Source organism: Senegalia massiliensis (assembly GCF_900626135.1).
GTDB lineage: Bacteria > Bacillota > Clostridia > Tissierellales > SIT17 > Anaeromonas > Anaeromonas massiliensis.
Genome location: NZ_LR130785.1, coordinates 181,036 through 192,988, shown reverse-complemented (window position 1 = coordinate 192,988; position 11,953 = coordinate 181,036). Strand labels below are relative to the sequence as shown.

At 28.0% G+C, this 11,953-nt stretch carries 12 protein-coding genes and 2 other annotated features; of the genes, 9 read left to right on the top strand and 3 right to left on the bottom strand.

What is annotated here, in order from left to right; translation table 11 throughout:
* Positions 1 to 63: 63 nt before the first annotated feature.
* Positions 64 to 945 (top strand): PhzF family phenazine biosynthesis protein, encoded by an 882-nt coding sequence (locus E0D94_RS00915; protein WP_130805435.1) that lies wholly within the window; start codon positions 64 to 66, stop codon positions 943 to 945.
* Between the two features lie 29 nt (positions 946 to 974).
* Here the strand turns inward: E0D94_RS00915 and E0D94_RS00910 are convergent, their stop codons facing one another.
* Positions 975 to 1,169: a capping complex subunit for YIEGIA gene (locus tag E0D94_RS00910; RefSeq protein ID WP_130805434.1), complete on the bottom strand. Its 195-nt coding sequence runs from the start codon at positions 1,167 to 1,169 to the stop codon at positions 975 to 977.
* Position 1,170: 1 nt separating this feature from the next.
* Positions 1,171 to 2,076, bottom strand: coding sequence for a YIEGIA domain-containing protein (locus E0D94_RS00905; protein ID WP_130805433.1), 906 nt, complete (start codon positions 2,074 to 2,076; stop codon positions 1,171 to 1,173).
* A 152-nt stretch (positions 2,077 to 2,228) separates the two neighbouring features.
* Here E0D94_RS00905 and hydG point away from each other — a divergent pair, with 152 nt between their 5' ends.
* The 8 genes from hydG (at position 2,229) to E0D94_RS00865 (ending at position 10,081) form a co-directional block, all read left to right on the top strand.
* Complete coding sequence (hydG, locus tag E0D94_RS00900) at positions 2,229 to 3,593, top strand: [FeFe] hydrogenase H-cluster radical SAM maturase HydG (protein WP_130805432.1); 1,365 nt, start codon at positions 2,229 to 2,231, stop codon at positions 3,591 to 3,593.
* 9 nt (positions 3,594 to 3,602) lie between these two features.
* Entirely contained in the window at positions 3,603 to 4,958 is a 1,356-nt protein-coding gene (gene hydE / locus E0D94_RS00895) for a [FeFe] hydrogenase H-cluster radical SAM maturase HydE (protein WP_130805431.1), read from the top strand.
* A 10-nt stretch (positions 4,959 to 4,968) separates the two neighbouring features.
* On the top strand, positions 4,969 to 6,171 hold the full coding sequence (gene hydF / locus E0D94_RS00890; RefSeq protein ID WP_130805430.1) for a [FeFe] hydrogenase H-cluster maturation GTPase HydF: 1,203 nt from the start codon (positions 4,969 to 4,971) through the stop codon (positions 6,169 to 6,171).
* A 134-nt stretch (positions 6,172 to 6,305) separates the two neighbouring features.
* Entirely contained in the window at positions 6,306 to 7,100 is a 795-nt protein-coding gene (locus tag E0D94_RS00885) for a formate/nitrite transporter family protein (RefSeq protein ID WP_130805429.1), read from the top strand.
* A 56-nt stretch (positions 7,101 to 7,156) separates the two neighbouring features.
* Complete coding sequence (locus tag E0D94_RS00880; RefSeq protein WP_130805428.1) at positions 7,157 to 8,308, top strand: aminotransferase class V-fold PLP-dependent enzyme; 1,152 nt, start codon at positions 7,157 to 7,159, stop codon at positions 8,306 to 8,308.
* A 21-nt stretch (positions 8,309 to 8,329) separates the two neighbouring features.
* Positions 8,330 to 8,866 carry a DUF4446 family protein gene (locus E0D94_RS00875; RefSeq protein ID WP_130805427.1) on the top strand — a complete coding sequence of 179 codons (537 nt, stop codon included), beginning with the start codon at positions 8,330 to 8,332 and terminating at the stop codon, positions 8,864 to 8,866.
* Between the two features lie 8 nt (positions 8,867 to 8,874).
* Positions 8,875 to 9,753: a diacylglycerol/lipid kinase family protein gene (locus E0D94_RS00870; protein WP_130805426.1), complete on the top strand. Its 879-nt coding sequence runs from the start codon at positions 8,875 to 8,877 to the stop codon at positions 9,751 to 9,753.
* 61 nt (positions 9,754 to 9,814) lie between these two features.
* Entirely contained in the window at positions 9,815 to 10,081 is a 267-nt protein-coding gene (locus tag E0D94_RS00865) for a YkuS family protein (protein WP_130805425.1), read from the top strand.
* A 31-nt stretch (positions 10,082 to 10,112) separates the two neighbouring features.
* On the opposite strand, the gene yyaC is transcribed toward E0D94_RS00865, so the two are convergent.
* On the bottom strand, positions 10,113 to 10,697 hold the full coding sequence (gene yyaC / locus E0D94_RS00860) for a spore protease YyaC (RefSeq protein WP_130805424.1): 585 nt from the start codon (positions 10,695 to 10,697) through the stop codon (positions 10,113 to 10,115).
* A 480-nt stretch (positions 10,698 to 11,177) separates the two neighbouring features.
* Positions 11,178 to 11,715 (top strand) — a sequence feature (16S ribosomal RNA rRNA prediction is too short).
* Positions 11,716 to 11,735: 20 nt separating this feature from the next.
* Positions 11,736 to 11,922: a sequence feature (16S ribosomal RNA rRNA prediction is too short), on the top strand.
* Positions 11,923 to 11,953 lie beyond the last annotated feature (31 nt).

The window sequence follows — 11,953 nt, the reverse complement described above, 5'->3', positions numbered from 1 at the left end:
ACCAATGTAAATTTCTATTATACTTGTTATAATTGAAATATAAGGACAAAAGGAGAGATCATTATGGAACTTATAATGTATCTGGTAGATGCATTTTCTGATAAAAAATTTAGTGGTAATCCAGCAGGAGTTATTCCAGATGGAAAAGAATTATCTGATGAAAAGATGCAAAAAATAGCTAGAGAATTAAATTTATCTGAAACTGCATTTATTCAAAAAATAGATGAAGAAAATTATAAAGTTAGATTTTTCACTCCTCTACAAGAAGTAGACTTATGTGGTCATGCTACAATTGCTACATTTTATACTTTGATAGAAAAGGGATATATAAATGCTTTAGATAATGGTAAAAGAAGATACTACCAACATACTAGAGCAGGAAAGTTATATATAGATGTGTATTGTAAAGATGGTAAAATAGATAAAGTTATTATGGAGCAAAAGAAACCTGAAATTTTAGAGAAAAATATAGATAAGGATGAATTATCATCTGCTATGAACATAAATAAATTTGATATAGGTATAGGTTCTAAAAAGTATGATCCAAAAGTTATATCTACAGGATTACCAGATATAATAGTACCTGTGAAAACCAAAAAAATATTAGATAATTTAAATATAGATAAAGAAAAAGTTAAATTATTATCTGAGAAATTAAATGTAACAGGTATTCATGCTTTTACTATTGAAAATAATGATATATATTCTAGAAATTTTGCTCCTTTAGTAGGAATAGATGAAGAAGCTGCTACAGGTACTGCAAATGGAGCATTATTTTATTATTTAAGAAAAAACAAATTAACAGATAAAACAGAAATAATAGTTAATCAAGGAGAATCTTTAAATAGACCTTCAAAAATAATATGTAAATTAGGAAATAGTATAGATGTTATAGAAGTAGGAGGAGTTGCATCTATAGTATTAGAAGGTATAATTCATCCTTAAAAAGCTGCAAATCCAAGATTTGCAGCTTTTTATTCTTGTGTTATGATTATTATACCATTAGCAAGTTTATATATATTTCCAGAAAGTGTACGGCCTAATTCAGATGAAATTTTTTCCTGTGTATCTTTATCTTTTGCAAGAAAAGTTGGCACACCTGAATGAATTATTAGTTTTTCATCAATTGTTACTATAGCTAATATACTTCTAGTACTGCTTTCTTTCATATTAATCATCTCTTTTCTTTTTGTCGTTAGTTTTTTTTGTCATTTCAAGGATAGGAATATCGTATATGATTTGTTTTAATCTAGTTATATCTTTTATCATAGGAACTATGACTAATGCTAGATTTCCATTATCAAAATTTCTTCTAGTTTCAACATATCTTTCTACACCTAATAATCTTGAGCATTCATGAACAATTGCTTTTCTCTGTCCACTATGATTAAGCATTACTTTTTCATTTTCACCTATGGGTTTCATAATTATACCTATTCCATTTTTCAATATTCTTGTTTGAGTAGCTGATAAACCTACATTCATCACATACATATTACCTACATATAAATTGCTACCATCTTTAAATTCCAAGGGAGCTTCAGTTATAGTTAATATGTCTCTTAAAGTATGTCCTTTAGTATAGTTTTTCAAGAAAAATGAAACTATAAATCCAATAAGTAAAGAAATTGGTATTATTAAAAAATTATTTTTTATAAAACTTCTTACAATAAAAGCTGAAATAGTAGTTACAAAAGAAGATATCATAACAATATAGTTTCTAGCTTCAAATGTTTTTGCTATTCCATCAATATATGATTTACCTCTTGGAGCATAATTTTCTGTTTCTAAAGATTCAAGAGTTTCTTTTTCCATTTTCCTAATATCTCTAAATTGTTGTATTGCTACAGTAAGAAATGTAACTGCTACATAATTTTTTGCAAGTAAAGCAGGATAAGCTACAGCTCCAATACTTGCAGCTATAAAACCAGTAGTTAAGTTTATTAGATATCCATTTGGAAGTGTGGGGTATTGTCTTATATCTCCTCTAAGCATCCACCACCTGCTAATGAATCCAACTATTACACCTAAAACAATATGTAATAATACAAAAGATTGTAATATTTGTTTTTCCATATTATCTCCTTATACTCTTATTAGTAGTTATATATAGCTTTTACTTTTAAAATACAAATATACTTTAAATAATGAAAAACAATTTGTTAAATATATATCTATATTTAAAATTATGATATAATAGATATATATTTAACAAAGGAGGAATTTAAATGATTATAAATGAAGAAAAAATATTTGATATATTAAAAGATGTAAAAAACATATCAGAAGTTAAAATAGATAAAATTTTAAAAAAAGCTAAACTAGGGAAAGGGATTAGTTTAGAAGAAACAGCTATATTGTTAAATGTAGAAGATGAGAAGAATATAAATAAAATATTTGATATAGCAAAAAGTGTGAAAGAAGATATATATGGTAAACGAATAGTATTATTTGCACCATTATATTTAACTAATAAATGTATAAATAATTGTCTTTATTGTGGATTTAGAATGGATAATAGAAAATTACCTAGAAAAACACTAGATATAAATGAAATTATAGAAGAAGCTAAAGCATTAGAAAAAAGTGGACAAAAAAGGCTTTTATTAGTAGCAGGAGAAGATAATATTTCAGCACCTCTTGATTATATAATTAATTCAATAAAAGCTATTTATGAAAACAGCGATATGAGAAGGTTAAATATAAATTCTGCACCTATGGATAAGGAAGATTTTATAAGCCTAAAAAAAGCAGAAATAGGAACGTATCAATGTTTTCAAGAAACATATCATAAAGAAACATATAAGAAGATGCATCCAACAGGACCAAAATCAGATTATGATTATAGACTTAAAGTAATGGATAGGGCAATGGAAGCTGGAATTGATGATTTAGGTATGGGAGTATTATATGGGTTGTATGATTACAAATTTGATACTATAGCATTACTTATGCATGCAGAATATTTAGAGAAAAAATATAATTGTGGTCCACATACTATATCAGTACCAAGACTTAGACCTGCTCCAGGAGCTAAAATGGAAAAAATAGAATACCCTATAACTGACAATGAATTTAAAAAATTAGTTGCAATAATTAGACTTGCTGTTCCTTATACGGGAATAATATTATCAACTAGAGAATCAGTAAAATTAAGAGATGAATTATTAGATTTAGGAGTTTCTCAATTAAGTGCTAACTCAAGTACTAGCCCTGGTGGCTATAAGGAAAAGAAAAAACATAATTCAGATCAATTTTATACAAACGATGAAAGATCATTAGATCAAGTAGTAAAGTCTATTAGTGATACAGGCTATATCCCTAGTTTTTGTACTGCGTGTTATAGAGTAGGAAGAACTGGAAAAGAATTTATGAAGTTAGTTAAAGCAGGTAAAATGAAAAGTATATGTAGATCTAATGCTCTATTAACTTTAAAGGAACATATTTTAGACTATGCATCAATAGAAACAACAAAAAGTGCTGAGAATATAATAGATAATTTATCAAAAGCAATAGAAAATCAAAATATACAGAACGAATTAGATGACAGACTTAAAAGAATGGAAAATGGTGAAAGAGACTTATATTTTTAGGAGTGAATTATGAGCATATTAAATAAATTTATAAAAGATGAATTTAAAAATCCATATATAATAGTAGCTAGTTCTAATTCTAATATGTTATATGCAAAAAACATATTGGAAAAAAACTCTATATCCAATGAGCTTATACCAACACCTAAAGGGTTTGGAGAAATATGTACCACTGCCATAAAATTTGATAAGGAATATCACGACAAAATAATAACACTATTAAACCAAAATAATGTAGATTATAAAGGAATATACTCATTAAAAAACAAATATAAATATGATTTGTCTAGTATGTATGATATGAACATATCATATAACATGAGGAGCATATTAGAAAAAGTATCTAATAATATTGATTTAAATAAAGAAGATATATTATATGTATTAGAAAGTAAGGAAAAAATAGAATTTGATACTCTTATAAAAACTGCAGATGTAATAAGAAAAGAATGTGTAGGAGATAGAATTGAAATTAGAGCTGCAATAGAATTTTCAAATTATTGTATTAAAAATTGTAATTACTGTGGCTTAAGAAGAGATAAAAATCAATTTAGATATAGAATGAAAGAAGATGAAATATTAAAAGAAGTAGATAAATTATATAAATTAGGTATAAAAACAGTTATACTTCAATCAGGAGAAGATCCTTATTACACTACAGAAAAAATTATTTCTATTATAAAAAAAATAAAACAAAAATATAAAATGGGAATTACTTTAAGTATTGGTGAAAGAACAGAAGAAGAATATAAACTCTTTAAAAATGCTGGAGTGAATAACTATTTGCTTAAAATAGAAACTTCAAATGAAGATTTATTTGATTATATCCATTATGATAGTAAGTTTAAAACAAGAGTAAAACATACAGAGTTTATAAAAAATTCTGGTTTAAGGTTAGGATCAGGAGGAATGATAGGCTTACCTAAACAAACATTAGATCAAATAGCTGATGTAATATTATTTCAAAAAGATTATGGTGTGCATATGATAGGATTTGGTCCATTTATTCCTACAAAAGGCACTCCATTTGAAAATGAAAAAATTTCTAATTTAGAGTTAAATTTAAAAGTTATAGCACTTACGAGAATAATATGTCAAAATGTATTTATACCAGCTACCACAGCTATATCTACACTTAATAGAGAAGGACAAACTAAATCTCTTTTAGCTGGAGCAAATACAATAATGTTAATAAGTACTCCAGAAAGGTTAAGAGAAAAATATGGCATATATTCTAATAAAAATATGGTTGATTTAGATTTTGCCATTGAATCAATTAAATATTCAAATAGAAAATTGCCTAAGTATTTAAATTATGATTATATAGAAGAATTAGGCTATGATATAGATAAAAATTTGAAATGAGGAGATAAATATGAACTCTACCCCCCGTTCCAATAGACTTCATATAGGTATATTTGGGAAAACAAACACAGGAAAATCAAGTCTCATAAATGCTCTTACATCTCAAGAGATAGCACTAGTTAGTAATATAAAAGGCACTACAACTGATCCAGTATATAAATCTATGGAATTATTACCTATAGGACCAGTTGTATTTATAGATACAGCAGGAATTGATGATGAGGGGCAATTAGGAAAATTAAGAATAAAAAAGACTTTAAATGTATTAGAAAAAACAGATATAGCTATAATTTTATTAAGTTTTGAATCAGAAGATTTAGAGTATGAGAAAAACTTGATAGAAAATATAAAAAAGAAAAACATCCCTATAATAGGGGTATTAAATAAAGTTGATAAATATAATGGAAGCACAAAATATTTAGAACAAAAATTAAACATAAAAATATATAAAACAAGCATTAAAACTAAAGATGGAATAGAAAACTTGAAATATGAGATATCCAAGCTAAAACCCTATATAAATGATGAAAATTCATTTATAATAAGAGATAAAATAAAAAAAGATGATGTTATAGTTCAGGTAACACCAATAGATGATTCTGCACCAAAAGGAAGATTAATACTTCCTCAAGTTCAAACTATAAGAGAAGTATTAGATGGTAATGGAATAAATATAGTTGTTCAAGATACTGAGTTACAAAAGACAATTGAGTTGTTTGGTGACAAAATAAAAATGGTTATTACAGATTCTCAAGTTTTTGGGAAAATAAAAGATATAGTACCAAATCATATATTTTTGACAAGTTATTCCATACTTTTTGCAAGGTATAAAGGTGATCTTTTAGAGTTTACAAAAGGAATAAAAGAAATTAAAAGACTTAAAAATGGAGATAAAGTATTAATAAGTGAAGCATGTAGTCACCATAGGCAAAAAGGAGATATAGGAAGAGATAAAATACCAAAATTCCTACAGGAAATATCAGGAGTAAATCTTAATTTTGATTGGAGTTCAGGTCATAGTATACCAGAAGATATATCTAGTTATTCTCTAATTGTCCATTGTGGAGGATGTATGATTAATAGAAAGGAAATGATTTCACGAATTAAAAATGCTTCGCAAAAAAATATACCAATAATAAATTATGGGATTTTTTTAGCATATAAACATGATATATTAAAAAGATCTTTAGAAATTTTTCCAGAATTAAACTAAATATGTTTCACGTGAAACATATTTATAAAAATAAACTGACAGCCATAATTATAGTGCTGTCAGTTTATTGATTATTATAGTATATTTTAGTATAATTTGAATTATAGACATAATTTAAATAGGAGGGAGATTTTATGGAAAAAAGAATGTTATCACCTCAAGAAGTAGCTGATGCTACTATTAAAGCAGCCGAAGGTAAAACTAAATTAAACTTTATACAAACATTTCTTTTAGGAATATTTGCTGGAGTTTTTATTGGATTTGGTACTCATGGATATTTAACCGTAACACAAACTCTAGGAAATATTGATGTAGGGTTGTCAAAATTAATAGGAGCATCAGTTTTCCCTGTAGGACTTATGTTAGTTCTCATGGCAGGAGCTGAGCTTTTCACCGGTAACAATCTTATGACAATAGCACTTGTAGATAAAAGAATCACCTTTAAAAGTTTGTCTAAAAACTGGATTATTGTATATGTGGGAAATTTTATAGGATCTATTTTACTTGCATATGCTATATATAAATCCGGATTATATTCTGGAGATAACATAAAAAATTTAGCTATTTCTGTAGGAGAAGCTAAATTATCACTTTCATTTCATGACGCATTAATAAGAGGTATATTATGCAATATGATTGTAACATTGTCTGTTTGGTTTGCTACTGCAGCAAAAGATATAACTGGCAAAATATTAGCAATATGGTTTCCTATAATGCTTTTTGTTTTATCAGGATTTGAACATAGTATTGCAAATATGTTCTTTTTACCTATAGCAAAATTTGTAGGGTTAGAATCAACTTGGTTAAATATATGGTTAAATAATTTAATACCAGTAACAATAGGTAATGTTATTGGGGGAGGGATTATAGTATCAGGAGTATATTATTTAACGTATATACTACCGAATAAAAGAACAAAAAAATCATAATAGTAATTATTAAATATGGTATAATTATGATAATTAATTTGAATTGAGGTGATGAATTGATTTATCTAGACAATGCTGCAACTACATTTAAAAAACCTGAGGTTGTTTATGAAAAAATTATAGAAAGCATGAGAGAATATGGAGCTAATCCAGGTAGGGGAGGTCATAAATTATCCTTAAAAGCAGGAAGGGGAATTTATGAAACAAGAGAAATTTTAGCAAAATTATTTAATATAAATAACCCTATGAATATAATATTTACTTATAATGCTACAGAAGCTCTTAATTTAGGAATAAAAGGTTTACTTGAAAAAGGGGACCATGTAATAACTACAACTATGGAACATAATTCAGTGTTACGTCCAATTAAAGCTCTTGAAAAGTTTGGTGTAGAAAATACTATAGTTAAGTGTGATAGTGAAGGATTTGTAAAATTAGATGATATAAAAAAATCAATTAAAAACAATACAAAATTAATAGTTACAACTCATGCATCAAATGTTACTGGAACAATATTACCTGTAAAAGAAATAGGAGAATTAGCAAAATCGAATAATATTACTTATATGGTAGATTGTGCACAAACAGCAGGAGTCTATAATATAGATGTAGAGAGTATGAATATAGATATATTAGCATTTGCTGGTCATAAAAGTCTTCTTGGACCTCAAGGAACAGGTGGATTATATATAAAAGAAGGTATAAATATACGAAACCTAAAAGAAGGTGGGACAGGAAGCAAATCTCATGAATTAGTTCAACCTAGTATATTACCAGATAGATATGAAAGTGGAACTCCAAATACTCCAGGGATTATAGCTCTTGGTGCAGGAGTTAAATATATATTAGATAAAGGCATAGAAAATATAAGAAATCATGAAATAGAACTTTTGAAATTCTTTATAAATGAAATAAAGGATGTAGAAGGGGTTATATTATATGGACCAAATGATGTATCAAAGAGAGCACCTGTAATACTTCTGAATATAGGTGATGAAGATTCCTCAGAAGTTAGTTATATATTAGATAGTGTTTTTGATATAGCTACAAGATCAGGACTTCATTGTGCACCGCTTGCACACAAAACAATAGGAACGTTAGAAAGGGGAGCTGTAAGATTTAGTATTGGTCCTTTTAATACTAAAGATGATATAGGTAAAACTATAGAAGCAATAAAGCAGATAGCTCATGAAGCAACTTGTGATTAAAATAGGGGAAGGAAGAAGAGAATGTATAGTATTTTAGAGACGTTAGATTTATATAGAAGTCAAGTATTACTGGGACTTATATTATTTTCTTTGCTATTATTTTTATTATTTTTAATACAAGAATACAGAGTGTCAAAACTAAAGAAAAAATATAAAAAATTATTAGTGGGAAACGATGGAAAAAATTTAGAAGAAATTTTGTTTAAAAATATAGATATGATAGATAGTATGAAATTAAGAATAAAGAACTTAGATGAAAAATCAGATTTACTAAATGAAAAAGTAAAGAGTTCTATACAAAAAGTTGGCATGATAAGATATAATGCCTTTGATGATATGGGTAGTGATTTGAGTTTCTCTGTAGCTCTACTAGATGAAAATGATACTGGACTTGTAATATCTAATTTATATGGTAGGAATGAATCTATAAGCTATGGAAAACCTGTTATTAATGGGGAATCAGAATATAAATTGTCTATTGAAGAAATACAAGCAATAGATAGAGCAAAGCGAAAATCTCTTTATATGGAAGATAAAGTGAGAAGGGCTACTAGGTAAAGTTTAAAATGAAAATCTTATTTATAATAAATCCAGTAGCAGGTAAAAATAGAAAAAAAGATATAATTCCCATAATTAAAAATAAATTTAAAAGTACAGATCATAAATATATTATAACTCAAACTAAAGAAATAGATGATGCAAGATTAATAACAATGAAATACTTAAAACAAGACTATGAAATAATAGTTGCTATAGGTGGAGATGGAACAGTAAGAGAAGTAGCCAGTGGAATAAAGGAAATGAATAAAGGAATACTTGGAATTATACCAATGGGTACAGGAAATGATTTAGCTAGAACATTAAATTTACCGCTAAGTCCAAGTAAGGCACTAGATAGGATATTAGATTATAATATTAAAAATATTAATATTGCAAATGTAGAAGAAAATAAATTTTTAAATGTGGCAAGTATAGGTTTTGATGCTGAAATAGTAAAAAATACAAAAATCTTCAAAGGTCTATTTAAAGGCAAATTAGCTTATACTTTAGGTGTTTTAAGAACTCTCTTTATATTTAAACCTAAAAGTGTGACTATTAAATATAATGGTATTGAAAAGAATGAGAAGGTATTATTAGTAGCTGTAGCAAATGGTAACTATTATGGTGGTGGAATGATGATATCACCTAATTCTAAAATAGATGACAATCAACTAGATATTTGTATAATAAAAAATATATCAAAAATAAAATTATTATTTTTATTTCCATCTGTTTATAATGGTAAACATGGTAAATATAAAAAATATGTAGAGTTTATACGTGCAAATTCTTTAAATATATATTCAAAAGAAAAAATATTTTTAAATATTGATGGAGATATTTTAGAAAAAAAAGGATTAATACAATTTAATTTATATAATAAAAATATTAAAGTAATCGGTTAATGAATAAATAAACCTCCTATACAAATACTACTAGTAGTATTTGTATAGGAGGTTTACTAGTATGAAGAGAGTATCAATTCAAGATGGATTAAATGAATTAGCTTATGAGCTAAAAAAAAGAGGTTATGAGATAGTTGATCATGATTCAGATGCATACATATATATGGCAGATGGTTATGATATATCTAATTTAACAAATATGATTGATATGAATATGGGTGAAGATATGAATAATTCAAAAGGCATTTTACTTATAAATGCTTCAAATAAAAATATAGATCAAATAGAGCAAATATTAAATAAAGGATATTATACTCCATTATTTTAATAAAAGTTAAATTAAAGATTAAATTTAATCTTTAATTTAACTTTTTGTTGTCTATATTTAATTTGGATATAGAGTATATAATAGAAGTAGAAATAATTCTTGCCATTTTCATTACTATATTTAGGCGAGTGTTTTGAAGTAAAATAAACTCCATAAAACCAGATATATTTACAACTCCTGTTATATGAATATTACCTACAAGTGGGAGTTCTTTGTTAACACCTGATCCTGGTTTTAAAGGGCCATCCCAGACACTTATAAAACCTACTCTATTATATATACCTAAAGAAGCATCAATAGCTATTACAAATGGGTTATCAAATTTTTCATCTATAACATTAATATACTTAATTAGATTTTTAGCATGAACTGGCTTTTCTAAAGTACCATAAACATGAATATTTTTAGTGTTTAGAAATAATCCTTTATCTAAAAAGTGTCCAACAAGAGGTCCTAAGGAATCTCCTGTAGACTTATCAGTTCCTATACATATTATAACCATATCTGAATAAACCGGACTGTAAGTTTCTGATAATTTATTTAATAGAATATTAGAAAATGCAGATGTAGCAAAATCAGAATTACAATCTATAGAATTGTTATTTTGATTCAACATATTTAAACCTCCATATGGATGAGACATTATATTAGATATAAATATTATTTATTTTATAATTAATAATATGATTTTATCCAATATACTATAAAAAATACTATATTTTATTTAAATATATTAGCTATATGAATAATTTAGAATATTGAATATCAATATATATACCCAAATTTTTATAATTATATTTAAAATTATTCTTGACAAGTATGTATATCTTTGATATAGTACTAAGAGTCGTCAGGAAAGCTTGTCTTTTTAAAGAGAAAAAAGAACTTAAAAGAAAATAAAAAAAGTTCTTGACAAGTTACTTAAAACCTGATATAGTATTAAGAGTCGCTAGCAAACAGCGACAACAAATTGGTCTTTGAAAACTGAACAGTGTAGATAACAACAACTTATAAGTTGTAAAATTATAAAGCTAAATTAAGCTAACGTTTGATTCAATTTTGGGTCAAAGGAAAACAAACTTTAAATTTTTATTGAGAGTTTGATCCTGGCTCAGGACGAACGCTGGCGGCACGCCTAACACATGCAAGTCGAGCGAGAAAATTAAAATTGATTCTTCGGATGATTTTTTAATCTTTCTAGCGGCGGACGGGTGAGTAACGCGTGGGAAACCTGCCCTATACAGGAGGATAGCCTCGGGAAACCGGGATTAATACTCCATGAAACTCTAGCACCGCATGGTGCATGAGTCAAAACTCCGGTGGTATAGGATGGTCCCGCGTCCCATTAGCTAGTTGGTAAGGTAACTGCTTACCAAGGCAACGATGGGTAGCCGGCCTGAGAGGGTGATCGGCCACACTGGAACTGAGACACGGTCCAGACTCCTACGGGAGGCAGCAGTGGGGAATATTGCACAATGGGGGAAACCCTGATGCAGCGATGCCGCGTGAGCGATGAAGGTCTTCGGATCGTAAAGCTCTGTCCTTAGGGAAGAATTTTGACGGTACCTAAGGAGGAAGCCCCGGCTAACTACGTGCCAGCAGCCGCGGTAATACGTAGGGGGCGAGCGTTGTCCGGAATCACTGGGCGTAAAGGGAGCGTAGGCGGCTTTGTAAGTCAGATGTTAAAGCCATTGGCTTAACCAATGTAAGCATTTGAAACTACAAAGCTTGAGTACAGGAGAGGAGAGTGGAATTCCTAGTGGAGCGGTGAAATGCGTAGATATTAGGAGGAACACCAGTGGCGAAGGCGACTCTCTGGACTGTTACTGACGCTGAGGCTCGAAAGCGTGGGGAGCAAACAGGATTAGATAC

Excerpts from the sequence above, each read along its gene's own strand:
- E0D94_RS00910 (WP_130805434.1), bottom strand. The coding sequence starts at position 1,169 with ATGAAAGAAAGCAGTACTAGAAGTATATTAGCTATAGTAACAATTGAT.
- hydF (WP_130805430.1), top strand. The coding sequence starts at position 4,969 with ATGAACTCTACCCCCCGTTCCAATAGACTTCATATAGGTATATTTGGG.
- hydE (WP_130805431.1), top strand. The coding sequence starts at position 3,603 with ATGAGCATATTAAATAAATTTATAAAAGATGAATTTAAAAATCCATAT.
- E0D94_RS00870 (WP_130805426.1), top strand. The coding sequence starts at position 8,875 with ATGAAAATCTTATTTATAATAAATCCAGTAGCAGGTAAAAATAGAAAA.
- E0D94_RS00915 (WP_130805435.1), top strand. The coding sequence starts at position 64 with ATGGAACTTATAATGTATCTGGTAGATGCATTTTCTGATAAAAAATTT.
- hydG (WP_130805432.1), top strand. The coding sequence starts at position 2,229 with ATGATTATAAATGAAGAAAAAATATTTGATATATTAAAAGATGTAAAA.
- E0D94_RS00905 (WP_130805433.1), bottom strand. The coding sequence starts at position 2,076 with ATGGAAAAACAAATATTACAATCTTTTGTATTATTACATATTGTTTTA.
- E0D94_RS00885 (WP_130805429.1), top strand. The coding sequence starts at position 6,306 with ATGGAAAAAAGAATGTTATCACCTCAAGAAGTAGCTGATGCTACTATT.
- yyaC (WP_130805424.1), bottom strand. The coding sequence starts at position 10,697 with ATGTTGAATCAAAATAACAATTCTATAGATTGTAATTCTGATTTTGCT.
- E0D94_RS00865 (WP_130805425.1), top strand. The coding sequence starts at position 9,815 with ATGAAGAGAGTATCAATTCAAGATGGATTAAATGAATTAGCTTATGAG.
- E0D94_RS00875 (WP_130805427.1), top strand. The coding sequence starts at position 8,330 with ATGTATAGTATTTTAGAGACGTTAGATTTATATAGAAGTCAAGTATTA.